General features: G+C 57.9%; 29 protein-coding genes. 4 read left to right on the top strand and 25 right to left on the bottom strand.

Annotated features, from left to right (window positions below; all coding sequences use genetic code 11):
• Nucleotides 1-86: 86 nt before the first annotated feature.
• The gene (locus ED21_RS00135) at nucleotides 87-476 is read left to right on the top strand and encodes a hypothetical protein (protein WP_006831762.1); all 390 of its coding nucleotides are present in this window, start codon (nucleotides 87-89) and stop codon (nucleotides 474-476) included.
• A gap of 19 nt (nucleotides 477-495) precedes the next feature.
• Here the strand turns inward: ED21_RS00135 and ED21_RS14545 are convergent, their stop codons facing one another.
• The 19 genes from ED21_RS14545 to ED21_RS00040 form a co-directional block, all read right to left on the bottom strand.
• Nucleotides 496-1,092 carry a response regulator transcription factor gene (locus ED21_RS14545; protein ID WP_198005788.1) on the bottom strand — a complete coding sequence of 199 codons (597 nt, stop codon included), beginning with the start codon at nucleotides 1,090-1,092 and terminating at the stop codon, nucleotides 496-498.
• 96 nt (nucleotides 1,093-1,188) lie between these two features.
• Nucleotides 1,189-1,569 carry a flagellar protein FliS gene (locus ED21_RS00125; protein ID WP_006831760.1) on the bottom strand — a complete coding sequence of 127 codons (381 nt, stop codon included), beginning with the start codon at nucleotides 1,567-1,569 and terminating at the stop codon, nucleotides 1,189-1,191.
• A gap of 1 nt (nucleotide 1,570) precedes the next feature.
• Entirely contained in the window at nucleotides 1,571-2,989 is a 1,419-nt protein-coding gene (gene fliD, locus ED21_RS00120; protein WP_006831759.1) for a flagellar filament capping protein FliD, read from the bottom strand.
• A complete protein-coding gene (locus ED21_RS00115; RefSeq protein WP_006831758.1) occupies nucleotides 2,986-4,149 on the bottom strand; it encodes a flagellar biosynthesis protein FlhB in 1,164 nt (387 codons plus the stop codon). Before ED21_RS00115 ends, fliD begins: the two co-directional genes overlap by 4 nt.
• Complete coding sequence (fliR, locus tag ED21_RS00110; protein ID WP_006831757.1) at nucleotides 4,146-4,931, bottom strand: flagellar biosynthetic protein FliR; 786 nt, start codon at nucleotides 4,929-4,931, stop codon at nucleotides 4,146-4,148. The genes ED21_RS00115 and fliR overlap by 4 nt, the downstream gene beginning before the upstream one ends.
• Before the next feature lie 11 nt (nucleotides 4,932-4,942).
• Nucleotides 4,943-5,215, bottom strand: a complete 273-nt coding sequence (locus tag ED21_RS00105; RefSeq protein WP_006831756.1) for a flagellar biosynthetic protein FliQ — start codon at nucleotides 5,213-5,215, stop codon at nucleotides 4,943-4,945.
• A gap of 5 nt (nucleotides 5,216-5,220) precedes the next feature.
• Complete coding sequence (gene fliP, locus ED21_RS00100; protein ID WP_198005800.1) at nucleotides 5,221-5,931, bottom strand: flagellar type III secretion system pore protein FliP; 711 nt, start codon at nucleotides 5,929-5,931, stop codon at nucleotides 5,221-5,223.
• A 53-nt stretch (nucleotides 5,932-5,984) separates the two neighbouring features.
• Entirely contained in the window at nucleotides 5,985-6,272 is a 288-nt protein-coding gene (locus ED21_RS00095; RefSeq protein ID WP_006831754.1) for a flagellar biosynthetic protein FliO, read from the bottom strand.
• The gene (fliN, locus tag ED21_RS00090; protein WP_006831753.1) at nucleotides 6,272-6,562 is read right to left on the bottom strand and encodes a flagellar motor switch protein FliN; all 291 of its coding nucleotides are present in this window, start codon (nucleotides 6,560-6,562) and stop codon (nucleotides 6,272-6,274) included. The genes ED21_RS00095 and fliN overlap by 1 nt, the downstream gene beginning before the upstream one ends.
• A 6-nt stretch (nucleotides 6,563-6,568) precedes the next feature.
• Nucleotides 6,569-7,423 (bottom strand): FliM/FliN family flagellar motor C-terminal domain-containing protein, encoded by an 855-nt coding sequence (locus ED21_RS00085; protein WP_198005787.1) that lies wholly within the window; start codon nucleotides 7,421-7,423, stop codon nucleotides 6,569-6,571.
• 38 nt (nucleotides 7,424-7,461) lie between these two features.
• On the bottom strand, nucleotides 7,462-8,040 hold the full coding sequence (gene fliL, locus ED21_RS00080) for a flagellar basal body-associated protein FliL (protein WP_006831751.1): 579 nt from the start codon (nucleotides 8,038-8,040) through the stop codon (nucleotides 7,462-7,464).
• A gap of 32 nt (nucleotides 8,041-8,072) precedes the next feature.
• Nucleotides 8,073-9,359: a hypothetical protein gene (locus ED21_RS00075; RefSeq protein ID WP_006831750.1), complete on the bottom strand. Its 1,287-nt coding sequence runs from the start codon at nucleotides 9,357-9,359 to the stop codon at nucleotides 8,073-8,075.
• Nucleotides 9,360-9,420: 61 nt separating this feature from the next.
• Nucleotides 9,421-9,807, bottom strand: a complete 387-nt coding sequence (locus tag ED21_RS00070) for a hypothetical protein (protein ID WP_006831749.1) — start codon at nucleotides 9,805-9,807, stop codon at nucleotides 9,421-9,423.
• Nucleotides 9,797-11,128 carry a FliI/YscN family ATPase gene (locus ED21_RS00065; protein WP_006831748.1) on the bottom strand — a complete coding sequence of 444 codons (1,332 nt, stop codon included), beginning with the start codon at nucleotides 11,126-11,128 and terminating at the stop codon, nucleotides 9,797-9,799. Before ED21_RS00065 ends, ED21_RS00070 begins: the two co-directional genes overlap by 11 nt.
• Nucleotides 11,116-11,706 (bottom strand): FliH/SctL family protein, encoded by a 591-nt coding sequence (locus ED21_RS14935; RefSeq protein WP_083800334.1) that lies wholly within the window; start codon nucleotides 11,704-11,706, stop codon nucleotides 11,116-11,118. The genes ED21_RS00065 and ED21_RS14935 overlap by 13 nt, the downstream gene beginning before the upstream one ends.
• Nucleotides 11,690-12,709, bottom strand: coding sequence for a flagellar motor switch protein FliG (locus tag ED21_RS00055; protein WP_006831746.1), 1,020 nt, complete (start codon nucleotides 12,707-12,709; stop codon nucleotides 11,690-11,692). Before ED21_RS00055 ends, ED21_RS14935 begins: the two co-directional genes overlap by 17 nt.
• The gene (fliF, locus tag ED21_RS00050; protein ID WP_034920830.1) at nucleotides 12,706-14,328 is read right to left on the bottom strand and encodes a flagellar basal-body MS-ring/collar protein FliF; all 1,623 of its coding nucleotides are present in this window, start codon (nucleotides 14,326-14,328) and stop codon (nucleotides 12,706-12,708) included. The genes ED21_RS00055 and fliF overlap by 4 nt, the downstream gene beginning before the upstream one ends.
• Before the next feature lie 3 nt (nucleotides 14,329-14,331).
• Nucleotides 14,332-14,697, bottom strand: a complete 366-nt coding sequence (gene fliE, locus ED21_RS00045) for a flagellar hook-basal body complex protein FliE (protein ID WP_006831744.1) — start codon at nucleotides 14,695-14,697, stop codon at nucleotides 14,332-14,334.
• Nucleotides 14,694-15,947, bottom strand: coding sequence for a sigma-54-dependent Fis family transcriptional regulator (locus tag ED21_RS00040; RefSeq protein WP_034921052.1), 1,254 nt, complete (start codon nucleotides 15,945-15,947; stop codon nucleotides 14,694-14,696). The genes fliE and ED21_RS00040 overlap by 4 nt, the downstream gene beginning before the upstream one ends.
• A 218-nt stretch (nucleotides 15,948-16,165) precedes the next feature.
• Between ED21_RS00040 and ED21_RS00035 the strand changes: the two genes are divergently transcribed.
• Both ED21_RS00035 and ED21_RS00030 read left to right on the top strand, forming a co-directional pair.
• Nucleotides 16,166-16,993 (top strand): flagellin, encoded by an 828-nt coding sequence (locus tag ED21_RS00035; RefSeq protein ID WP_006831742.1) that lies wholly within the window; start codon nucleotides 16,166-16,168, stop codon nucleotides 16,991-16,993.
• Nucleotides 16,994-17,200: 207 nt separating this feature from the next.
• Nucleotides 17,201-17,779: a PilZ domain-containing protein gene (locus ED21_RS00030; RefSeq protein ID WP_083800333.1), complete on the top strand. Its 579-nt coding sequence runs from the start codon at nucleotides 17,201-17,203 to the stop codon at nucleotides 17,777-17,779.
• Nucleotides 17,780-17,816: 37 nt separating this feature from the next.
• On the opposite strand, the gene ED21_RS14540 is transcribed toward ED21_RS00030, so the two are convergent.
• Nucleotides 17,817-18,467, bottom strand: a complete 651-nt coding sequence (locus ED21_RS14540) for a response regulator transcription factor (protein ID WP_006831740.1) — start codon at nucleotides 18,465-18,467, stop codon at nucleotides 17,817-17,819.
• 230 nt (nucleotides 18,468-18,697) lie between these two features.
• On the opposite strand from ED21_RS14540, the gene ED21_RS14535 reads away from it, so the two are divergent.
• Nucleotides 18,698-19,351: a LuxR family transcriptional regulator gene (locus ED21_RS14535; protein ID WP_006831739.1), complete on the top strand. Its 654-nt coding sequence runs from the start codon at nucleotides 18,698-18,700 to the stop codon at nucleotides 19,349-19,351.
• A 389-nt stretch (nucleotides 19,352-19,740) separates the two neighbouring features.
• On the opposite strand, the gene ED21_RS00015 is transcribed toward ED21_RS14535, so the two are convergent.
• The 5 genes from ED21_RS00015 to ED21_RS14925 form a co-directional block, all read right to left on the bottom strand.
• Nucleotides 19,741-21,114, bottom strand: a complete 1,374-nt coding sequence (locus ED21_RS00015; protein ID WP_006831738.1) for an IS1182 family transposase — start codon at nucleotides 21,112-21,114, stop codon at nucleotides 19,741-19,743.
• A 129-nt stretch (nucleotides 21,115-21,243) separates the two neighbouring features.
• Nucleotides 21,244-21,504, bottom strand: coding sequence for an AlpA family transcriptional regulator (locus tag ED21_RS14930; RefSeq protein WP_083800331.1), 261 nt, complete (start codon nucleotides 21,502-21,504; stop codon nucleotides 21,244-21,246).
• Nucleotides 21,505-21,624: 120 nt separating this feature from the next.
• Entirely contained in the window at nucleotides 21,625-22,563 is a 939-nt protein-coding gene (locus ED21_RS14530) for a ParB/RepB/Spo0J family partition protein (protein ID WP_006831737.1), read from the bottom strand.
• A 553-nt stretch (nucleotides 22,564-23,116) separates the two neighbouring features.
• Nucleotides 23,117-23,917, bottom strand: coding sequence for a hypothetical protein (locus tag ED21_RS00005; RefSeq protein ID WP_156787184.1), 801 nt, complete (start codon nucleotides 23,915-23,917; stop codon nucleotides 23,117-23,119).
• 47 nt (nucleotides 23,918-23,964) lie between these two features.
• Entirely contained in the window at nucleotides 23,965-25,122 is a 1,158-nt protein-coding gene (locus ED21_RS14925) for a MobA/MobL family protein (RefSeq protein ID WP_083800329.1), read from the bottom strand.
• Nucleotides 25,123-25,192 lie beyond the last annotated feature (70 nt).

Raw genomic sequence — 25,192 nt, 5'->3', positions numbered from 1 at the left:
CGTACAAAGACGTATTCGCCGCCCACCGCTTCGGGTTATTGCATCACACAATATTTGGACGGCTTCAGGGTGGAGTTTGGGTGATAATGAGTGCGTGGTACACGGAGCTGCAACGGTTCATCGATGGTTGTGTCGAGGAAGGAAGAGAACAGCCGCAGAGTGCATTGGAAGAATTTTGGAGCCTCATCTGCAAGGCGCCTCCCGAGTATGCACTTCTGTTCGAGAACTCGATCACCGCTGGACGGCTAGATCAACTGTGCGCAGCTGATGCCTACCTTAGCGCAGCGGTCGAAATGGTTGGGCCGTATTGCGGGATCCTCGTGACACGTGCGGCCACGGGCTCCTCATCTGCGGTCGTTTCGATTTCCGGTGAAGCCAAGGAAGGTGAATTCTTCGGCTATGATCCGACTGTCGCGCTGCTCGCCGCTTGCGCGCACGCCATGCTCACTTTGGGAAGCACGCCGCCCCGCCACTAAGCGGAATTTGCGCCTTTCCCTACAATTCGGCTTCAAGCGCTACGCGAACGGCGGAGATCGAACAGGGCACATCGAGTTTCGCGATCATATTGCGGCGGTGCACTTCGACCGTGCGAGGGCTGACGCGAAGTTGTCGGGCGATGGCCTTATTCGATTCGCCCCGTGAAACAGCGTCTAACACTTCGTGCTCCCGCCGCGTAAGAGCTTGGAGCCGACTGGCCGCAGCATGTCGGCGCTGGCGGACTGTCTGCATCCTGGCATCGCGGTTCACCAAGCGCAGGATTTGTTCTGAAGGATCCTCACTGTTTCCGGTATACGCGAAGTATCCTGCCACACCCATATCGGCAATCTCATATACCCGTTCGAGATGCGGCTGTCCGGAATAGACGAGCACGGGCATGGGATTGTTCAAAAGAGATACTTCGGCAAGACAGGCCTTAACCCGATCGTCATCGTCATGAACGAGAAGACAGGGCCTGGACGCGGTGACCGATACCAGTTCTGAAGCGTTATCCAGCGGGAAGGCATGACCATTTGTGCCCAGCACCCGCGCGAGGGCGTTCCTCCGCGTCATGTTCGGATCGATGATGTAGAAAGTGATATCTGCGATTTCCATGGCAGCCCCCGTTCGGTTACGGGTCTTATCTGGACGCACCATGGTTCACGGCCGCTTTCGGGCGGCACTGGTAGAAATACGTAGTCCGATACACGCTTAGCCGCTCATAGCCTGCCGAAAGGCGTTGGCGATGTCGCCGAAATCAGCTTTCATAGAATCTACCGATCCTTGATCGGTTTGTCGGATTGAATTCAATAGTGTGTTCTTTGCCGATCCATAGAACTGGGCGAGTGTCGCCCCCATTTCGGCGGAACGGTCGATTCCCAGTTCGAGCGCCGTCAGCGCAGTAACACAGCGTGTAATCGCCCGACTGCGGGCTGCATGATCGAAACGGCGATCGGCCAGTTCGAGCTGGCCGAGATTATCGATGAAATCCTCGAGACAGAAAAGGACGAGTTCGTCGCGCGAACTGCCAAGCAGGCGCGCGTCGAAGCTCGCCTGGCGGTAAGCATCGCGCGGTTTTGCACGGCTCAGCATATCAATCCCTCTGCGAATTCCACACGTCGATCTGCGACTGCAGGAACGACAGCGTCGATTGAGAGGCTGCAACCCGGCTATCGGCCTTGGCAAAGCGAGCAACCATGTTCGCTCTCAGAATTTCCTGCTTTTCCGCCAGCTCCTGCAGGTCCTCTGTGATTTTCTGCGACTGCGACTGGTAGCGCGCGATAGAACCGGCCAGCGAGCCCGGATCGCTTGCGATACTATTGGAACGCGCCATCCTGTCGATGGTCGAATAAACGCCGTTGATCCCTGTCGTGAACATAGCGGCAACGCCGGCAGGGTCGCGGGCCAGAGCGGCGGTCAGCTTTGCGTTGTCGAAGGTAAAGCTGCCGTCCCGCTGGATGGCGAGGCCCAGTTCCGAAAGTGTACTGGGCGATCCTGTAGGAGCATTGGGCATGATTTCCGCCGAACCGAGCGCAGAGAGGCTGCGGCTCAACGCTCGAGCGCCCGTATCGCGTGCAAGGTCACCACTCTTCGGATCGGTAGCAGTGCGCAGTTGAGAAGCGATTTCGTTGAGCGCCCCGGTAATGTCCTGCATGACTGAGGAGAGGGCCGCGTTGGGGCTGTTGAAACTGATCGTGGCGGGAGTGCCCGGATTGGTGCCTAGCAGCGAAAGGGAAAGACCCGGCGCTATGCCAGTTATCGAATTCGACGGACTGACCCGCGAAATCCCGTCGAGCAGGAATTCGGCGTCGGCCGATGTCTTGATCAGGCGTGAGGCGTCCCCTCCGGGCTGCCATGCAAGGTTGGCCAGACCAGGATTGGAAGCGTCCTCGACTGCCTCGATGATGAAACCGTTCTTTACGCCGTCTGCACCCTTTACCACCAATTGTGCACCGTTTGCGGTCTGGGCTACGTAGGCGTTCAACCCAGCATTCTTGCCATTGATGGCCGATGCGACATCGGCCAGTGTCGCGCCTGCGGCAATTTCGATCGTAAGAGGGGAACGTGTGACATCTTCTGTGAAGCTGGTGGTATCGGTATTGCCAAAACGAAATGTAAGCGTGCCCGCCCCGACTGTGTCGCTCGGGTTCGAATAGATTGGGCCGCTCAGGACCTGGTTGCTCGCTAGTTTCGTTACTTTAAGCGAATAGGTACCCTTTCCGATTGAACCCAGTGGGCTCGATACCGCGGCCACGGAAGCATTCGTAATGTTCGGCAGGGGCGCCAGATCCCCGGTACGCAGACGGTCTCCCAATGCCGCGGCGAAGGCGGAAAGGCTGCTACGGATCGACCCTGCGAGCGAGATCCGGCGCTCGAGAGTTTCGGACTGGATCGTCAGCCGCTCGTTGCGCCCGGCGAACTGCGCTTCGGCAAGCTGGGATGCGAGGCCTGTCATGTCGACGCCGCTGCCGATTCCAAGCTGCGTGGCGATGGAGGAGGTCGAAATACTCATCGCTCTGATAACGGCCCGACCGTCTGCGGTTTAAGCGCCAATCGACCTTCTGTATCGAAGTGCAGCGCAGCAGGCACCTCAACTGTCGGCAGCGGCGGGGTTTCGCCGCGTTTGAGCGAGAAAACATAGGCGATTACCGAGGCCACGGCGCTATAGAGATCTTCGCAGATTATCTGCCTTTCGCGTGTCGTGTAATAGACCGAACGAGCGAGCTGCGGCATTTCCAGCGTAGGCAAATCGAGTTCGGATGCGAGTTCTTTCATCGCGAGCGCCTTGTCGCCCCGGCCCTTGGCGAGCAGTATCGGCGCGGATGCCCTTGCTGGATCGTAGGTCAAAGCCACCGCGAAATGGGTGGGATTGGCAATTACGAACTGGGCTTCGCGCATGGCCCCGGCCACCGATCCCGTGGCGATGTCCCGCTGGCGCTGACGGCGCGCAGCACGCATCTCGGGAGACCCCTCGGACTCCTTGTTTTCGTCGCGCATTTCCTGATGACTCATCTTGAGCCGTTTCTGCTGGCGTAGCCATTGGATGGGGAGGTCCACAAACGCGATCACGACAAGTCCGGCGCTCAGGGCGAAGACCAAGGAAACAATCGCGCGCCAGGCGGCGGTCAACTGAGCGGAAAGATTGCCGCGACCCAGCCCGATGACCACGTCCATGCTGTTCCACCACCAAGCCGCGGCGATGCTGCCGAGCAGGGCAATTTTCAGCAGGCCCTTCCCCATCTCAATCAGCCCCTGCATGCCGAACATACGTTTGAGCCCGGACATCGGATTGATTCTCTGACCTTTGGCTTTCAAGTTGTCCGTCACCCATCGGCCGCGGCCGAAGGCCAGTTGTGAAAACAGGGTCACGACAATCACCGGGACAGCCAGAGCGAAAACTGCCGGGACCCCGAGCAACAAGCCTTCGATGAGCAGACCCTGAACGCTGAAATCCCGGAGATCGCTTGCGTCGAAGAGGAAGGCGTCGCGCGCCAGATCCGTAAGACCTTCGAGCAACCACGGTCCCGCGAGTGCCAGCCACGCTCCACCGAACAGCATGACGGCTGCGGTCCCCGCGTCTTTCGATCGCAGAACGTCGCCCTTCTTCGCAGCATCGGCCAATCGCTTCTCGGTCGGAGCGAAGTTCTTTTCGCCGGGGGTGTCCTCGCTCATCGAACGATAACACTTTCAGTCTGATCGAGAGCGTCAGCGACAAGGCCGGCGAACTGGTCGTAAATCAGTGGAGCGGAGATGATCAGCGCGGCCATGCCTGCCAAAACGCCCGCCGGCAGACCAAGAGCGAAGAGGTTCAGTGACGGTGCCGAGCGGCTGAGAATACCGGTGATGACCTGCACCAGTAGCAGGATGAGCGTCACCGGCAATGCGATGCGTATGGCGGTCTCGAACATAAAGCTCGCGAAACCGGCAATTGCGGCAAAGCGTTCGGCACCGAGCCAAGTCTGGCCTGGCGGAAAGGCGCTGTAACTTTCCGCTACAAGTGCAACCCAGTGTAAATGCGCGCCGGTGGACAGGAAGATGAGCGTCAGAACGATCACGAAATATTGGCCAAAGGAGGTCGTGGTCCCGCCACCCATGGCGTCTTGCGAGACAGCCATGCTCATGCCCATCCCGCCACCGATAAGTTCGGCAGCAATGGTCGGTGCAGCGAAGGCAAGCTGAAGCACGAAGCCGAGCGCGAGACCGATAACCACCTCGCCAGCAATGGCCAACAGCCCCTCAAGGGAGAGAATGGCTTCCGGCGTCTGCACTTCGGGCATCCAGGTTGCCACAAAAATTGCAAGCGCTCCGGTAATCGATACACGCACGGCCATGGGCACGGAAGTCGCGCCGAAGAAAGGCGCAGCAAGAAGCGCCGCTCCGATGCGGGTCATGAGGAAGACTACCCGCCACATGTCCTGTTCCAGTGCCCCGAGGCCGAAATCGATAGCGTTCACGAGAAGCTAGCCTAGTCGCCGATCCGCGCGATTTCGGCGAAAATATCGTTCATGAAGTCGATCACGAGTCCCATCATGGACGCACCGAGTACCACCATGACGAACGCCACGGCGGCCAGCTTCGGTACGAACGTGAGGGTCTGCTCGTTCACCGACGTTGCAGCCTGGATCAGTCCGATGACCAGACCAATGGCCAGGCTTGCGATCAACACGGGTGCGGCAACCATTGCAGCGATCCAGAGCATCCGGTCTGCAAGCGAAAGGAGTACAGCGCTTTCGTCCATCGCAATTATCCAAAGCTCGCAGCGAGAGAGCCCATCAGCAGTGCCCATCCGTCCACAAGAACGAAAAGCAGCAATTTGAACGGGAGCGAAACCATCATGGGGCTCATCATCATCATGCCGAGGCTCATCAGGACGCTCGAAACGACGAGGTCGATGACGAGAAAGGGCAGAAACAGCATGAAACCGATCTGGAAAGCGGTTTTGAGTTCGCTGGTCACGAACGCGGGCAGCAGTATGGAGAACGGCACGTCTTGGGGACTGGCGAATTGGCCAGCACCGGCGATATCGGCAAACATCTCTAGATCGTACTCGCGTGTCTGTCTGATCATGAAGGCATGAAACTGGTCGCCTGCACGTTCGATCGCGACTTCCGCTCCGATTTCGCCCGCTGAATATGGGGCGATTGCCGCTTCGTTCACACGCTCGAGCGTTGGCGTCATGATAAAGAGCGAGAGGAACAGGCTTATCCCGATCAGCACCTGATTGGGCGGCGACTGCTGGAGACCCAGAGCCTGACGCAGAATAGCCAGGACGACAATGATACGGGTGAAGCTTGTCATCATGAGAAGCAATGCCGGCAGGATCGTCAAGAGACCCATGATCAGCAGCAACTGAAGCGACAAGCTCAACGGCTCCCCGCCTGCACCCGCCATCTGACCGAATGCGCGGTCAAGCGCCCCTGACACATCGGCGTCACCTGCCTGCGCCTTAACCATGGCGGGATAGGCCAAGGCGGCAATCGCAGCCACGACCGCTGAAAGCCGAACGATCACTGTGCCAGCTCCGGGAGCGCATCCTGCTTTCGCGCTGGCGCTTCAGCCAGGCGCGTCAAGCCGTTGCGCGAAGTCGAGACGAGGATCTCGCTTCCATGAAATTCGATGACAACAAGGCGCAGGGTCGGCGAAAGCATGGTCGTCTCGACAATGCGGACAGCTTTAGAGCCGCCAGAAGGCGCGCCGAACTGACCCTGCACTTTCTTGGCCAGCTTGAGACTGCCCCAGATCATGACGCCGATTAGCGGGAGAAGGATCAGGAGTTTGAGGATGTACCAGAACATTACTGTGCAACCTCGATGCGCGGCATGTCATTCGTCGCACCGGAAGCGCCGACAATCTCGAGTACACGGATGGCAAAGCGATTACCTTGTGCGATTACCTCCCCGCGCGCGATGAGCTTGCCGTTGACGAACATATCCAGGGGCTCGTCGGTTAGTCGGTCGAGCTCGATGACGCTTGATTCGCCTAGGGCCAGAACATCGCGAAGGCGCATGGATTTACGCCCCAGTTCCACCGTGAGGCGGACGTCGATATCCTGAATGAGGCCGAAGCCGTCTGCATGAGAGGTCATGGATTACTACTCCGAGAAAGATGTATGAGTAAGTTCGAGCGCAACGCGGTCGTCGAGTTCCCCGACACAGCCGTGCGCGATAGTCAGTTGGCCGATCTGAAGCGGGACGCTGCGATTAACCGCGACCTGAATCACCGCCCCCGGCTCGAGGCTCGCAAGCCGCGCGATCGACATCGGGACATCGACCAGGACCGCACGTAGCGGTAGATCAACGTCGGCAATGGCCGAACCGCCAATCCCACGCGCGCCAATCGTACGGCCCGTTGCAGGCGAGGCGGCGCGCTTTTCAACGAGTTCGGCGATCATCGACTGACAGGCGGCCAGCCTCACCTGCCAGGGCCGATCGCTCTTCGAAGAACTTATCGCGATGGTGGCGGTCCACACTTTCTCGCCCAAAGCGAAGGGAGCGACATCCTCGGCCTCGTCGCCAATTGCCGAGGCAGAAATCTCACGGCGATCACTCGTCCGGCGCATAGCCTCACAAACGCGATCATCGAATTGATGGGCGAAGCGCGCTGCCGATGCCGGAAGGATGCCGAGGCGCTCGTCGACCTCTCCCGAACCGCCAAGGATCCGTTCGAATTGCGCCACAAGTTCACCGATTCCGACCGAAACGAGAATTCCGCGGCTTTCCTGACCAAGAGAGAAATAGCTGTGCCGGCGGGCATTACCCATCTGTTCGTACCAATCGCCGACAGGGAGGAGTTCCGTCGCGACGACACTTGTAGCAATGCCCCGATCGTCGCAAAGTTCGGCAAGCTGAAGTTGTGCGTTTTCAGCAAAGCCGGATACGAAACGCGCAAACTCGATGTCGAGCTCGGGCGGGGTCGCCGCACGGCTCAACAGCTCGTCACAATGCATCGCAGCGCGCGCTACTGCTCCGGAGATCGAGGAATTTTTCATTGAACGATGAAGGACCGGAAATAGACCCGATCCACCCCGCCAAAGCCTTCGCGTTCTTCGAGCGTCTCGTTGATTGCGTGGGTCAGGCGCGTTTGGAGCTCTTCCTTGCCGCGAATGCTTACGACTTCCATTTCGCTGGTCGCCGCGAGTTCTGCTAAGATGCGCGAACGCAGTGCGGTCTCGTGCTCGGCGAGCCACATCAGAACACGACCGTCATAGTGCGTCGACGCGGCGAGGCTGACTTGGATGAGGGCAGCACCATCCACGAGGTTCGATGTGAACTCTTCTGTGAAATTGTAATAGGCGGTCCGATATTCTCCGCCACCGGCACCATGGACTACCGCCGTCTTGTCCTTGGCATCGGTTTCGCCATAGGGAAAAGGATCCTCCTCGCCCTTGAGCACGAGATTCGGATTATTGTCCTCTGGATCAGCGCTGTGTTCACCGACGATGCCGCTGGCGAACGCGGCATAGGTTCCGCCTCCACCGGCTCCGAGCAACACGAGCGAGAAAAGGATAAGCTTAAGCTTACCGCTCTTCTTCTTGGGTTCTGGAGAGGTATTTTCGTTCGACATGTCGAGGTCCTGTTAATTGGAATGCTGGATGATCAGGCGTAAAGGCCGCTGTCGTCCGACGGTTGTTCAGACGGCCGGTTAGTCAGTGATGGATTCTCACTGTGGCGAGCGCGCTGTTCGGAACTATCCGATCGATGCTCCTTGCCGCCGCTATGACTTGGGCTCGAGGTGGCGCCACCGTCATTGCTGGAATGGCCGCGCTCGCTCGATGCCGAAAAGTGTTGGCTAGAGCCCGAGGTGGTCTGCGGTCCGTTTTCAAACGAGCGTGTTGGTCCGCGTTCGCTTGCCATTGCCGCGGCAAGAGCGCGCTGAGCATCGCGGTTCTCCGCCGCGATTTCGACCTCCACGCCCGCTTCACTCTGGTTGAAGGTCACTGTCAGCGCACCGAAGTCGCGGTGCGCTAGCGAGATAGACGCCGGCTTCGACAAGTCGAATTGACGTGCCGCATTGAGTTTTTCGACGACGCGTTCGACATGAGCAAAGAGATCTGTGTCGACGGGACGTGGCGCGGAAGTTGCAGGTCGGGCAAGACTGAACGCATCTTGGAAGGAAATCGCCGGGTTTTGCCCGAGGGGTTTCGCCATCTCAGTCGGTCCCGGAACCCCCACTGACGCCCCACGCTTCTCGTTTTCAGTCTTGTCGGCAGCCGAGCCCCGCGGGGCGCCCGTGTTCTCGGAAGAGGCTGTTTGCGCGACCTGCGCGGCGGCGACCATTGCTTCCGTTTTAGAAGCAGTCGTTGATACAGTGGGATTGAGGGTCAAGGGCTCGGCAACCCGCCCCTCTCCTTGGCCAGCCGAATGTGCCGTCGTGGCGACCGTAACACGACTTGCCATTGTGGCATCAAGTGGCTGGGCCGCAGTAGACACGCTGACATGGACGGTGCCCCTCGACCGCTGACCGGAAATGTCTTGCAGGTCTGCCAAATCGGGGGTTGAAGCAGTCTTCGGTCCGAGAACGGATGCTGCAGCCCCGTCGTTTGGGTCCAGCGTTAAACCCGAGAATCGCGCCTGGACTGGGGTTGATGCAATAAGTGCATCGTTTGCTTCGCCGTGAGCACCATGCTCGACCGGCAACACCGAGGCGGAAAACGGCAAGATTATGCCGGCCGGCAATTCGGCAAACGGCCGCGCCTCAAGGGTCGGTGCCGCAACGTCGGAAGACGACACAGCACTAGGCGCGATCAACGCCAGCGATTCAAGCAGCACGGAAAATCCGTCCGCGCCCTCCACATCGACCGTTTCCGGCGCGGTTGCGCCTTGCAGTCCGGAGGGGAGCGAAGGGGTGTCGATCGATTTCGAAAGGGCGAGTGAAAGGTTCATGGCAAGTCCGCGCTGTTTTCCACGAACACGCTATCAAGAACCGTGCCAAAATCTGGTGGGGTCAGGCCTTGGCCAAGTTTTCTACAATTCTTCGCGCAAGTTCACGCTTGCTCTCTTCGGCCTTGCGCATGCGTTGATCGGACTGAGCGAACTCTTGCAGCTTGGCCTGCGAATGCTGCTCGGCTGCTGTCGCCTGCTCGGTGCTGAGATGGGTGAGCTTTTGAAGTTGCTCGCGCATTGCCTGCCCGCTTCGCAGTTCGCCGGCAAGCATGTCGCCGTTCCGCTGGGAATAATGCTCGGCGAGGCTGCGCGTTCGCTCGGCCACTGCGAAGAGGCGCATCCGCGTGGCCTCCGCATCGCTGGCCACCGCTGCCGACCGGGTTCTTTCCACAGTCCGGATCCGCTGGATCAGCTTTGCGCGCTGCAGTTTTTTGCGCTCAGTGACCATCGGAGAACAAGTGCGACAATTGCATGGTGGCGCTGGTCATATCGACGCGTTCGCCGGTGCCCTGCGCGAGAAAATCGCTCATACGCGGCTGCCGAATAATAGCTTCGTCGAGCAGCGAATCCGTGCCTTGGCGATAGGCGCCCATCATGATGAGATCACGATTTTCCTCGAAGCTGGCACTTAATGCGCGAAATTTCCGCGCATTCTCTACGTGTTCGACAGAAACGATATCGTTCATCACGCGGCTCAGCGAAGCACCGACGTCCACCGCCGGATATTGCCCGCGCTGTGCGATTTCGCGCGACAGGACGATGTGCCCGTCAAGAATTGCTCGCGCGGTGTCGACCACGGGGTCGTTATGGTCGTCGCCATCGGCGAGTACGGTATAAATCCCGGTTATGGCCCCGCCTGTCTCTTTCGAATTTCCGGCTCTTTCAATCATTTTCGTAATTGTCGAGAGCGCGGAAGGGGGATAGCCGCGCGCGGCGCCGGGTTCTCCCAGAAGAATGCCGATCTCCCGAGCCGCGTGGGCGACACGAGTGAGGCTATCCAGGATCAACAATACGCGCTTGCCTTGAGAGCGCAGGTGCTCCGCAATCGATGTCGCCAGCATGGCACCACGAAGGCGCAAGTTCGCAGCATGATCGGCTGGCACGGCCACGATGGCGGTGTTCGCCGCGCGTTCGCCCGCCATATGCCGAGAGACGAAATCGGAAACCTCGCGCGCTCGCTCGCCGATGAGTCCGACGACGACCGCATCGGCCTCTGCGTTGTCGACAATCATATCCATCAAAACGGACTTTCCCACGCCCGAACCAGCCATGATGCCGATACGTTGTCCGACGCCGAAGGTCGTCAGCGCATTGAGCGAGCGAATGCCGCAGTCGAACATCTGCGTCACGCGCGACCGATCAAGGGCTCCGACCCGGTGCCCCCCGGCAGGCCAGGTGGTCGTCGCCAATACGGGCCCGCCACCGTCGATTGGTTCGCCCGCTCCGTCGACTGCTCGCCCGAGAAATTCGGAGCCGACATGAAGCATGCCTGGCTTCCCTTCCGCCCGCACCTCGGCACCAGGCCGCAGCAGCACGGTATCGCCAAGCATCATCATCATCGTGTGGCCGTTGCGGAATCCGATCGTTTCCGCGCGATGTCGAAGCGATGCTCCTTGCGCTATGGTGCAGATCGTACCGATTGGCACACCAAGTCCCGACACCTCAATCAAGCCTCCGTCACACGCGACGACGCGTCCGAACCGCCTCGGCGCGAGTTCGAGCGAAAGGGAACCGATGGCGGCGAGTGTCTGGTCGATCAGCTGCTGCATGTTTCCAGCAATTCGGAGAGGGTACGTCGCCATTGCGTAGGCCCATCCTCGACACCGCCGTCTATCGTTTCGATTCGCAAGCCGCCGCGTTCGATAGTGCTATCGGCAATCAGTTCGAGATCGGCCGGAACATGGTCACGCACCAGTTCGAGATCGGCCGGATGAATATGAATTTTCCGCTCATCGTGCTGACGCTGGAGCATTGCCGCCGCCATTTCGACGCGACGCGCTATACCGCTTTTATCGAGCGCGAAAGGCAGCACCGCCTCTTCGCAAAGCACCTGAACAGTCGATAGCAGCCGATCACGCAACATGCGCTCACTCTCCGCATCGAAGCGCGCAAACGCTAGCTCAATCGCCGCGCGCTCTTTTCGCTCGGTCGCAATGGCCGCATCGAAATCGGCCCGGGCAGAAGCTTGTCCATCGCTGAACCCCGCTCGATAAGCTTTCTCGGACGTATCTTCCTGGTCGATCGCCTGGGCCGCAGCAATTGGCGAAATATCTGCGTATCGCGGGTCCCGAGAGAACTCCCCACGCTTCCCTAATGAGGCGTAAGCAATCCTAGACATAATCGTCATCGCCTTCGCCCATGATCAACTCGCCTTCGGCAATCAGCCGTTTGGCAATCTCAACGATTTGCTTCTGAGCGGCTTCGACATCGGTTTTCTTGACCCGGCCGCGCCCTTCGATCTCATCGCGCAGACCGTCTGCGGCGCGGGAAGACATGGCGCCATAGAATTGCTGGCGCTGTTCTTCCTCCAACCCCTTCAAAGCAAGGATCAGGATATCGCTCTCGATCTCCCGCATGAGGACCCCCGTCATCTTGGTGTCGAGAACGAACAAATGCTCGAACTTGAACAACTCGTTTTGCAGTTCCTTGACCAGCTGCTTATCGATCTTCCCGATCTTCGGGACGACATTCTTTTCGAGATCGCGATGCGATTTGTTGATGATGTCTGCTGCATGCTTGATCCCACCCATCGAGAGGGGAATGGTCCCATGCAGCTTTTCGATCTTGGCGTTCAGCGTGTGCTCCAGGATGTCGATTGCTTGCCTGGATACCGGACCAAGCCGAGCGACGCGGTGGAGTACCGGCGTGTGGAGGTCTTCGGGAAGCGCCGCGAGAGCGGCAGCGGCAACATCGGTTTCGAGCTGCAGCAGGAGAACGGCGATGGCCTGCGGATGTTCGTCTGATAGGATTTCGCCGATGATCTTCGGATCAAGCCAGCGCAGCAAACCGAGTGCGGGAAGTTTCGCTTCTTCCGTTTCAGGCAGGACCTGCCGCATCAGATTGTCGGTCTTGACCTCACCCACTGCACCATTGAGTAGGCGGCGGACATTGTCGGCGCGCCCATGCCCGGAAATTCCGCCGTTCGCCGTAGATTTGGAGAAGCCGGCGATAGCATCGGAGATAGCTTGCGGTTCAATCTCCCCGATTGCGCACATCGTTCCTGCCAGTTGACGCAATTCATCCGGGGTTAGCTGGCCGAGAATTCTGGAGGCATCTTTTTCATCCAGCAACATCACCATGATCGCTGCCTTGTCGGTACCGCCGAGCTTCAGAGATTGAATAGCAGTCATGCCGATGCTCCTGCACGCGCATCTTCTGCAAGCAATCGACGAAGCGCGAGCACCGCATCATCGGGGTTCTCACGAGCGACGCGCTGGGCGAGTTCGATCTGGCCGTCCAAGGTTTCCCGGTTCAAGGATGTTGTCCCCTCAATGTCGTAAGTAGGGATAGGGAGTGCGACCCCTTCGCCCGAACTACCTGCCGTCTTGTCGGACACTCCCATCCCGCGAAGCGCTTTGATTGCGGGGCGCACGGCAAGCAGCAGGACGAGAAGCACTGCCAGAATGGCCACACCGTTACGCACCGCCATGGCAAACCAGCTCGTTTCGTAGAAGGGCACTTCTTCCGCCTCGATCTTTTCGAAGGGGCGCATGACGACGGTAACCTTGTCCCCGCGATCCTCGCGCGCGCCGACTGCTGCCGTGACAAGCTCCTTCACCTTGTTGATGTCCGCAGCGCTTGCCTTGGCAAGCGCAGCCTGATCGATGGCTACAGCTACGGAGAGATATTTGACCGAACCCGGCGAAAGGTTCGAGACCAGCACTTCCCGCCCAAGTTCGTACACCCGCGTCGCGCTGCTTTCCCCGATACCTCCGGCAGTGTTCCCCTGCTGCGTATCGTTTGGAGCGCCCTGCCTTGCTTCCCCTTCGGCTGGGGGTGTATTGGCGAGAACTCCCGGAATTCCGCCGGCCGTAACATCAGACGATTGTGATTGCTGGGTCGTTTCGCGGCGAACGGTGCCGTCCTTATCGTAGCTTTCTCTCGCAGAGGTCACCTCGTTCATGTCGAGCTCGACCTGAACTTGCGCTGTGAACGCGCCAGCGCCGAACATGGGTGTGAGCAGTTGACTGACCTGGCTGTTCAGCTTCGCTTCCATCTGTGCCTGCAGGTCGATCCGTCCGGAATGGGGATCGCGTGCCTGAGTGAGCAACTTGCCATGCTGGTCCACGACCTTGACAGCATCGATGCTCAGTCCTGGAACCGAACCGGCAACGAGATTTGTAATGGCGACAACCTGCCCATCCGTCAGCTGGCGGCCCCGCGCCAACCGCACCATGATAGATGCCGAAGGCGCGACGTCCTCGCGCACGAAAACCGAACGTTCCGCCTTGGCGATATGAACCCTTACCGCCTCGACGCCGACGATCTCCATGATGGTCATGGTCAGCTCGCGCTCTTGCGCGGCACGGAGACGGTCGCCTTCCAGCGTGCGGCTGGCCCCCATCGGCAGGCTCGCGATAAGATCCGAGCCAGTTTCAGGTGCAGCGAGCGATCCATCCGAAGCGACAAGCATCCTCGCACGGTAGACGTCGTCTTCCCCCACCGTCAGGGCGCCGGTGCTGCTATCGATCGTGTAAGAGATACCAGCCTTGTCCAGCGTCGTCACCACACTGGCGCGCTCAGCATCGCCCAGCGACGAATACAGAACGCGCTGCGGTGCGGGGGAAAGCGCCGCCCACGTCAACGCAAGCAGGCCCATACCGGCGACGCCGGCGAACCACGGCGCTGCCTTCCTGACTGCGCTCTGCGCGGCAAAGCTGCGAAGACGTTCGCCAAACATGCCTGCACCGCTCCCCAGAGGAACGGCTACACCGGAACCGGTGCCACCTGCTGGGACCAGACTGGCCATGGCTTAGATCCCCATCCGCATGGTTTCCTGATACGCAGCAAGCAATTTGTTGCGTACCTGGAGCGTGGCTTCGAAGGCGACGCCGGACTCCTGCCGAGCCAGCATGACCTTGGCGATATCGGTTTCTTCGCCGCGTTCGTAAGCCGCAGTCATTCGACCGGATTCGGCCTGGACTGAATTCACGCTGTCGAGCGCGCTGCGCAGCGATTCTCCGAAGCTAGGCCCTCCCGTGGCCGATGAGGTCGGCTCCGCCGGCTTGGGTTCATGAATTTCCTTCAGAACCTGCGAACGATCGATGATCTGCTTTCGCAAGGCGATGATCTGCTCGAGCGAACCGCCGCCGCCGCCAATTCCTCCTACAGGGTTCATCGGCCGGCTCCTACTGCGATACCTGCTTCACGAAAGGAAGCGAGGCGGTACCGTAAGGTCCGTTCACTGATACCGAGGGCGCGGGCCGCATTTGCGCGATGGCCACCGACGGAATCGAGAGCGTCGATAATGGCGCGGGCTTCCGAGATTTGAACAATCTTCGAGAGTTTCGCAGACCCCTTCTCTGCAGAAGAAAGTTCGGGCTCGTCTGGCTTCTCGATGGAGCGGACGGCTTTGTCGAAAACTATGTGGTCGACACCGATCTCGCTGGCCCCTTGAGCCAGCAGCAACGCGCGGCGCATGACATTTTCGAGCTCGCGGACATTTCCCGGCCAGGGATAGGATGCGAGCATGGCAAGAGCAGCATCGCTGATCCACGGCATGCGATCACCCTTGCCTACATGACGCAGCAGCATGGCAAAGGCCAGCGGCGCGATATCGGCTTGGCGCTCACGCAGCGGCAGCATCTCGATCGGAAAGACGTTCAGGCGATAGTAGAGGTCGGCCCGAAAGCGGCCTTCCTGGACTTCGTGCGGCAAATCGCGGTTGGCGCAGGCTATTATACGGACATCGACTTTGACCGGACGCGTGGCACCAATCGGAACAACCTCACCTTCCTGAAGCGCGCGAAGCAGTTTGGCCTGCAGAGAAAGAGGCATTTCCGCGATCTCATCAAGCAGAAGGGTGCCCCCGTCGGCTGCGCGAAAGAAACCTTCGCCGGCAGCGTTGGCGCCCGTGAATGAACCCTTCACATGACCGAACAACATGGCTTCGAGCATGGTTTCCGGGATCGCGGCACAATTCACAGCGATGAATGGCTTTTCTGCACGGGCGCTGCGACGATGAACGAAGTTCGAAAGAACTTCTTTGCCCGTCCCCGTAGGTCCATTGATGAGCACCGGGATATTGGTGCGCGCAAGCCGATCGGCCAGCGCGATGATGGAAAGCGATGCCGGATCGGCTGCAATCGGCCCTTCGCCGGAATAGGTCATGGCGATGAGTGCGGCGATGCTACTTTCCGCAATGGGGTCGGAATACGTTACTTTGCCGCCAGCTCCCGCGATTTCGATTGCGGGAACGTCACTTCTTTCCATTCTTATCGCACGGCCGCCAAGATCCGATGAGCGATCGTTCTCATCGGCCAGGATGACCCCTCGTTCCATAAACAGGGAGGAGGCGATGCCGGACAAGCGCGCATCGATTGCCCCGTGCTCCCGCAGAAATTTCGCTGTTTTTGTAATCCCGTTCATCAGTGCCCCCATTGGCAAGTCTTATCGAACAGCCGGGATATGGGGCAGGCACGCACATTTATTGGATAATTATAGGGGTGGTATTACTACTTATATGGTTAACAGCGCATCGGATTTCCTTCGCCTGGCCCCTTAAATCCTTTGGCTTGAGGCCGGTCTGGTTCTCGACTGCCGCATCCTGATCGGGGCAGTGATCGTAGACCAGAAGGAATGGAAACATGAACGTCATCAACACCAACATCGGCGCGCTGAAGGCGACGAATGCCTCGAACCAGGCGGGTAAGGCACTGAGCACCGCGATGGAACGTCTTTCGACGGGCAAGCGCATCAACTCGGCCAAGGACGATGCCGCCGGCCTCGCCATTGCGACCAGCATGACCTCGCAGGTTCGCGGTATGAACCAGGGAATTCGTAACGCGAACGACGGCATTTCGCTTGCGCAGACTGCTGAAGGCGCGCTCAATGAGGTTACCAACATGCTGCAGCGCCAGCGCGAACTGGCGGTTCAGGCATCGAACGATACGTACTCGACCACTGACCTCGGCAATCTGAAGTCCGAAATGGACGCGCTGAACACGCAGATCACCAAGGTTCTGACCAACAGCTCGTTCAATGGACAGAACCTGTTCGATGCAACGGCAGGTACCGCCGGGGTCGTCACGATCCAGGCTGGCGCGAACGAAGTCGACGCGGTTACCATCGACCTCTCGGCCGACCTTACCACCGACACCGATCTCGCTGCTGCTGCTGCTGTCGACGTCACCGCTCTGGCTGCTGGCGATATCGCCCTGTTCGACACTGCAATCGAAACGATCTCGACCGTCCGCGCCGGTCTCGGTGCATCGCAGAACCAGCTCGAATCGGCGGTCAACAACCTGAACGACAACATCACGAACCTCTCGGATGCTCGTTCGCGCATTGAAGATGCCGATTACTCGGCAGAGACGACATCTCTCGCCAAATCGCAGATCCTCAGCCAGGCTTCCAGTGCCATGCTTGCGCAGGCTAACCAGAGTCAGCAGAACGTTCTCTCGCTGCTCCGCTAATCTCTTTGATCGGAAAAAAATTGATCGTCCGGATCCGTCGCCCATCGGGGCGGCGGATCTTCTTTTATTCGTAAGACGGGTCGTCGCGCCGAGCTTCACCGACTGCAGCACAAGGGTCGGGCGAGACACCGTTTAGGTATTATTACTGCCCCCATCATCACCGGAAGGTACACCCTGTTCTGGCAGGCACGTTGCGAGGAGTTAACCATGCTATCTGCCGCATACGAATTGCCCATCGAACGGCCGGACTGCAAGCGTCTGGAAACTCGCACTAATATGTTCGTGATGGCAAATCTTTCCTTTGGGGGAAGATCAAGCCGAGTAAAAGTTCGCAACATGTCATCGGGGGGCGCCCTGATCGACGGGCCGGTCCTCCCTACCGCTGGGACACCCTGCAGGCTCTTCCGAGAGGATGTCTCGATCGAGGCCGACGTGGTCTGGGCCACTGCCGGACGGATTGGCGTGAAATTCCGAAACCGCGCACGCGTGGATGCTTGGCTTCCTGCTGGAAGAAGGACCCAAACCGACGTCGATCAATCTGTGGTCACAGCCAAAGCGGAGCACGCAAATGCGCCCCATAGCCATACCATTCGGCCCTTGGCGCCGACCTTACTTACCAATATCGACATTAATAGCACTGCCGACGCGCTGGCTGCATTGGCTGCCGAACTGGCTGACGATCCGGCAGTGGTGACGCGCTATATGACCAAGCTTCAAACGCTCGACGTGAGCGTACAGATGCTCAGAAGACTTGCGGAACTAATGCAGTCGATCGATCGCAGCTGAAAAACTGAGTTGTCACACTCTTACCTTCCGACGAATGTCAGGCGTATGCGCGGGGCTCGTCGAAAGAGAACGTCGGCTCTTCAACACTCAGTTCGTTCACATCGCCGGCTTCGACAAGCGTTCGGATGAGACTCGCCATATTCGGAGTGCCCATCTTCATCATTATGTTCGCGCGATGAACTTCGACGGTCCGGAAGCTGATGCCGAGCGGCTGTGCCAGTTCCTTGCTGGATAACCCTCGCCCGATGCCCTCGGCAACTTGGCGCTCCCGCCGAGTCAGCATTGCCAGTTTGTGTTGAGCGCGTGCCTCGGCCACGCGGCGCTTGACAACGTTGGCAGACGTTCTCTTAACAACGTCAAGGGTCGCCCAAATCTCTGACTCGTCGCCGGGCCATTCGATATATCCGGCGCAAGACCCCCGCAGGTTTTGAACTACGCGAGTCATGGAAGGCGATCCGCCATATCCGATGGCAGGGAAAAAGATGCCCGCTTCCTGAAGCTGGCCAGATATGAATTCAAGCTCGCCATTGCGATCAGGAATAAAAACGAAATCGCTATCAATATCGCGATGGCAAAATTCTGCCACATTGTCGACCTGAACCACATAGCCCTTCTGCGTGAGCACACGTGCCAACGAGTTGCGAGCTTTGTAATCGGGGTCCACTATGAGAAAATTCAAACCGTGCACTGTTGCGACCTTTGTTGACTTGGACGGAATACATCCGAATCCTGGTAAATCGTTTGTAAACCATATTTTGCACTGCAACATGTCGCAGACTTCGACGTCATATTGACGAATGTCATTATACTTGATGACAGAAAGAGTATTTATCCTATGTTGTTCCGGCGATCAGAAAGAGAAAGAGGCTAAAAATTCAAATTTTCGACCAAATCGGGCGATCGAAGAGCCGCGAGGAAATGTTCGAAATTTTGCGGCGCTATTTTGCCGAGTTTGGGTTCGAGGCATTTGCGTACATGGTCCCCTCGAAAACAGAGCCCGGACGTATCGAAATGGATGCCTTCGGTTTCCCCGACGCCTGGGCAGAAACTTATCGCAGCGCAGAGATGGATACGATCGATCCTTTTCCGCGATACGTTGCGCGTTCTGGTCGGCCGCTGAGGCTCACCGAGATTTCCGCTCAGGCGCAATCAAAAGAACAGAAGGCTTTTTTGGAACAAGCCCGCGAACACGGGATAACGGATGGGCTCATTATTCCCACGTTCGGAATTCGTCAGAACCTCGGCGTATTCGCCATAGGGCAGGTCAAGGACCTGAAGGTACTGGAAAGGGCGAGCGTCTTCGCTTTGCAAGCTGTCGCCCAGGCTGCACATACGCAAATGGAAATGTTAGCCTCCCGGGCGGACGGCCTTCGGACTAACTTGTCGAACAGAGAAACGGAAATTTTGCATTGGATCGCGCTCGGCAAGACCAACAGCGAGATTGCGACGATACTCGGGATCGGGGGGCCGACAGTTGCGACCTACATAAAACGGGTCTTCGATAAGCTCGACGTGAAAGACCGGTCGTCTGCGGCAGTAAAGGCCATTCGGTGGGGCATAATTAATATTTGAAGGGGGCTGCCCACCCGACTGGAAGACCGACCAGAACGCAGCTAACCACGCCAATTCACTCGGAAGATGTGTTATAGCAGAGTGCTGGGAGGCCGCGATCGCCAACCCGGCGCAAAATTATGGTAGCGGAGGAGGGACAGAAATAGAAGACGTATCTCTCTGTAAATGCTGTGATATTCTCAATCTTTCACCGCTAATACCCCCATCAACACCCCCTCCCCCGAGAGCTTTTTGAGGTTATCCACGGGGTATCGACTCGCCCGCCCCGGACCATGCACGATGCGACGTTCGAATAATGTCAGCTTTGCGCCTTATTGTGTTGAAAAAGTCGCCGCTGGCTGCGTTGGTTTAGCGTTCTGGATCGAGGGCGAGCGAGGCCGTTGCCTCTCTCAGGCGGCGGCGAGGCCTGGCATGGGCCGCATCTTGGCCAGTTTCCGGAGGTTCTGGGCGGCGGCGGCGAGGTGGAACTCGTCTTTTGCTCCGTTGGGACCGCGCAGACGCAGGCGGTCCAGCTTCAGGATCCGCTTGAGGTGCGCAAAGAGCATCTCGACCTTCTTTCGCTGGCGGCGTGAGACGAGATAGGCGTCGCTTTTGGAGATATCGCGTGCCAGGTCGCGTGCGCCTTCGTGAACCGAGCGCATGATTTTGCGGGTCGCCGTGCGGGGTGCGCAATGCTGCTTGAGATTGCATGCCTGACAGTCCTTTTGGCTCGCACGGTAGCGGATGAAGCCATCGGCATTGGCCAGCGGCCGCGGTGTCTTGAAGTTGCGGTTGGATGGTCTCAGCCGCTTGCCGCCAGGGCAGCGGTAGCTGTCGTCCTGGGGGTCATAGGCAAAGTCTGACCGCGCGAAGGTGTCGTCGCTACGGGCAGACTTATCGAACACGGGGATGTGGGGCTCGATGCCCTTGTCCTCGACCAGCCATGCAAGGTTCGGCGCCGAGCCATAAGCTGTGTCGGCTACAAGCCGCTCGGGCCGCAGGCCGAAGCGTTCCTGCGTTCGCTCGATCATCCGGCGCTGCGCAGTGACCTCGGCCTGCCGGACCGATGTCGTCGCCTCTACATCGACGATCACCGCGTGATCGAGGTCGATCAGATAGTTGGTGGAGTAGGAGTAGAAAGCCGCCTCGCGCGTTGCCGCAGTCCAGCGCGCAGCTGGATCGGTGAGGTTGATCCGCTTCGGCTCGACAGGCGTGGCTCCGCCGAAGGCAGCATCATCGAGGACCTCAAGATACTCAGCGACCGCACGACCGGCAGCTTCGGTCGGGAGCCCTTCATCTCCCGGTACCGAACGCTGGCGGTGGACATCGGCGCGGATCAGACTCGCATCGACCGCGAAGCCTTCTGCCCCCACCAGTCCTTCTCTCATGCAGCGCTCGACGGTCATCTCGAACAGCTTGCGCAGCAGATCGCTGTCACGGAACCGGCCGTGTCGGTTCTTCGAGAAGGTCGAGTGATCGGGCACCGCGCCGTCGAGATCGAGCCGGCAGAACCAGCGATAGGCGAGATTGAGGTGCACCTCCTCGCACAAGCGGCGCTCCGAGCGTATGCCCATGCAATAGCCAATGATGAGCATCCGGATCATCAGTTCGGGATCAACCGAAGGCCGCCCGGTCGAGCTGTAGAACGGCTTCAGGTGCTCTCGGATATCCGTAAGATCGACGAACCGGTCAACCGAGCGCAGCAGGTGATCCTGCGGCACATGATCCTCAATGCGGAAGCTGTAGAACAGCGGCTCCTGCATCACCGTCCGCTCACCCATCATCAGTCCGTCTCCGCGTGGTTGCAGAAACACTGAATCAATAGTTTAGTCCCGAAGCAAGGGGGAGTTTTTCAACAGAATAGGCCCCAAAGCGGTCAAATTTTTCGATCTACTAGTCAGCTCATCGCCGAATTACTCGACATCAGTGGACTGAGAAGCAACCTCCCCCACCCAGCGATCAATCTCGGATTTGGCCCAGACCGTGCATCTAGGACCTAGAGAACGTGAGCGAGGGAACTTGCCAACTTTCATGCGATCGTAAATTGCAGTCTTTTTCAGTCCTACCCTGGCAATCACGTCGGGAAGCCTAAGAAGGCTTTCCTCTTGGTTCGAAGGCGAACCTCCTAATGAGATGTGGGGAGATACGGCTTTGCTATCTCGAGAATATTTCATTGGAAACCCCGCATATTTTAAGGGTAGTGAGATCTGAGGGAGGAGCGGTTGCCACTTTCATGAAATTGAGCGCAGGTCCGTTGAACCAAAAGAAGAGAGCCGCGCATTCAGCTTCCTTGATCAGGCCTGATTGAGATGCTCTGCCAACTTGCTGACAATCTCTTTTTGCAATGCTCTCCGGTCTTTCGCACTAAGCTCTTCGGGAATGCGGCGGACGACAATTTGGACTGAGCCATTGGGCCTCGTCTGCCAAACGGCCTGGCGATCGTAGCGACCAGCTTTCATTGCCACAGGCCTGAACTTCTCGACCTCCGAAGGTGAGAGCAAGAGACGCCGCACCAGCTCGGATGCCGAGAGTTTTTTTCCCGAGTCAGCGATGTTCCTCGCGAAGCCCAATATGGTCTCCCGGCGGTTCGTATCCTTCAGGGCCGGGCCAAGTTTCTCTGCGGTATGGACGGAAAGGGCCTCTGGTCGCGACACGAGATCGACGATTTCCTGTGGCAGATTAGCCAAATCGATCATCCGACTGACAACCGATCTATGGACATTCAACGAGCGAGCCAGCTCAGCTTGGTTGTTTTCGAACAGCGAAACCAAGGCTTGCTGCCAGTTGAGCGCGCGTTCGTATGGAGAGATGTCCTTGCGCTCGGCATTCTCAGCACTTGCCAGCTTCCATGCAGCCTTGTCATCGAGGTCGCGTACCTCTGCAAGAAGGAGCCTTTGCGGCCCCCCTCCGTTCGCATTGATGATGCGAATGGCTTTAGCTCTTCGTGAGCCGGCGATGATTTCATATCGTCCGGAGGTCGAGCTGACGCGCACGACAACCGGAACCTGCTGTCCGTCCTCGCGAATGCTCTCTACCAGTCCGGAAATTGCTGAGAACTTGATGGGCGCCTGAAGTCTTCCGTTAAGCTGAAAGGGATCACACAGATCGGGGTCGATCTCTTTCAAAATGCCAACACTGCGCCCCATTGAGTTTTCCAAGGTTTCGCATTGCGTGTTTGCCATCTCTGCGTCGACATCTTCATCGGCAAATGGCAGATCTTCATTTTTGGGCATACATCTTATCCTGCTACTGTGAACGACCTAGGTGTCGTTCACGGTGCAAGATTAGCGGCGAAATTTCGCCGTTGAGGTGGGGGTCACGATTTAGTCATCGGAATCTTTCTTGAACCGCTTCGCGAGATCATCCCCAAAGGACGATTTCAACTTATTGGCTTGGCGTTGAAAACGAGGTGACGCATCGGGATGATCTGACAGGTCTCGCAGAGCACGCGTGTTTCGTGGCAGTTCAACGTCGATCTTTCTCGGCCTCTAGGCTCCTGGCTTTCTCAGATCAGGATGAGGTTCTTCTCGTTCATCTTCGCCAAGTGAAATCAAATCGACAGACTGTGCGCCACCGAAGAGTGGCCTTGGCGGCACTTTCCACCATTCGTCTTGCTGGGGCTCAAGCCCGGGATCTCGTCCGCCTGCCTTCTTCAACTTTTCAACGGCTGGAGCGATTTCATTTTGATAACGTTCTACTAGCGAACGCTCATTGCCCTTGTTCCGATTTCCACCAACTCGCGCAGGGCGGACGAAAAGGTCTCGGTAGATTGCAAACAGCGCACGCTCAATGGGAGCCTGTTTCCTGCGATTTCCAAAAAAGGGGCCGCGAATGAACTCCAAGCAGGTCGGGGAGGTAATTGAGCTCCGACACGATCCGCTCGACCGAATACAGCAATGCAGTCAAAGCCGGCACAAAGTAACGAACGGTGGACGCGGTATGACGAATATGCAGGCTTTTGTCGTCGCTCTTCTGGAACGCTTTGGGCACAGGATTGCCCAGACTCGCACCGATCAAGTGCGCATGACCGATCAAGTTCGGACGCCGCTCTGCCCTGTGATATTGCAGGTACTTCAACAACTTTTCGAGCTTTGGCTTGAGAGATTTGAAGTACCGGTTCACCTGTACCTTTATGACCGAAATGGGTGGCATTTCACCATTTTCGGCCAATCCACTAAAAACCTCGTGCGCCTTTTCAACCAGTCCGTTGTCTTCGATGAACTCCCGCAGTTCGCTGCTCAGGTCCTCGAATGAGCTTCCGCTGGTTACAGCTAGGTCTATTTCCCTACCATATCGCTGAATTTCTTTTGCCAGACTTTCTAGCGTTTCAAGCTTGCACGCATGGGGCGATTCCATGCCGCCCTCAAGCGCGTTCCATTCGGCGTGAAACAATCGAAAGCAAATGACCTGAAGGTCGAACAGCGCCCAAGTAATATAGACCCACGAAATCGTATTGTAGAGTTCCTCATTTGCCTTGGAGTGTGGCGTTCTCTCAAGAAGATCAGTCACTTCCCATAGGTGGCCTGCGAGCAATGCATCGAAAATCTTTGGGTGATCTTGACGCAATTGCGCCAATCTCTTGGCCACCTTGTCTATCTTCGTCCGCCAGACCAAGGGGTTGTTTCGCGAGGTCTTTAGCGGAATCTGATCAGAGATGGCCAACCAAAGGTATTGGATCGCGTCTTTATTCTGACGGCGATCCACCATCCTGAGGCGAGAACGACCTCCTCAACATCCTCTGGAAGTTTGGGTGGCTTACCGCTGACACCGCCCTTCTTTGTGAAACCTCCAGGCGCGAGACCGTCTGCTGCACGTGAACGGTGAGTCCATCTTGCTGTAGCTCGTTCCGCTTCGAGTGCTTTATTGAATGCTCGTGCGATTATGCGGCGCTGAAGCTTCAAGCCGGCCGGCGTGCTCAGCCACGTACTTTTTGTGGCGGCGAATTCCCATTTGTCGTCGAGACGTTCAAACGGTCGCAGACTTACGAGGATATGCGCGTGAAAATTCCGCTGATCATTCTTCGGGTCAGGTTTGTGAAGTGCAGCCGCAAAGGGCAATCTCATCCGAGCCAAGTTGCTACAAAGATCATTGAGAAGTTTGGCGCGACCCTCGGGCGACAGTTCCGCGGGGAGCGCAAGAATCGAATGGACGTAAACACTCGCATCCTTACGGCTTACGCGCTCGAGTGCCTCGATCCGCTCAGCGCAGCCAATTCGTTCGGCCTGTTCTGCGCCCATGTTCGAGAGGAGGTTGCCCTCAATTTCTTCGAGCGCATCCGCTCTTTCAATGTACGCAATTTTTTCCTGAAACTCGCCATCTGACCATTTGGCTTCACGCGCACGGATCCTCGGCGACTTCGACTTGCTGTAGTTGCGCGTGGCTCGTTTTCCGAAGCCCCTACTAATCCATTCCCAGTATAGATCGCGACCTTCTCGTACGCGTGAGCCTGCACGCTTAGGTTCAAATTCGAAGAGCGGTGCCGCCCCAAAATCCTTAACTTGATCGCGCTCTCGTTCATTTCTTCGAACGGAAGCGCCTACCCGCCTGAGATCGCGTTCAAGTGCTGCTTCATGTCGCTGGCGTGCCCGGCGAGCGAAAATCACGCTTCTTCGATGAAGCGTCCTGGAAGCTTGTTCTGCCTCCCATTCGCGGCCGGAACTCTCCAACTGCTCGACGCGCGCGCGCGCTGCAGCTTTCCAAGTCCTGCCCTCTTTGAGGCGACGCTTCTGGCATTCTGCAAGCCATTCTTTCGTTTCCTTCCGCGAGAGTGTCCACCCATGCCATTCTGTCATACGGGCGCGCTAGCAAGACGTTTGCTGACAATAGGTTAACAGCAGTTTTTGGGTTTCGTTGAGGAGGGGG

It is taken from the genome of Erythrobacter sp. SD-21, assembly GCF_000181515.1.
In the GTDB taxonomy this organism is placed as follows: domain Bacteria; phylum Pseudomonadota; class Alphaproteobacteria; order Sphingomonadales; family Sphingomonadaceae; genus Qipengyuania.
Note: the sequence above shows the minus strand (reverse complement) of the source record. Positions and strands in the feature narration are given on the sequence as shown.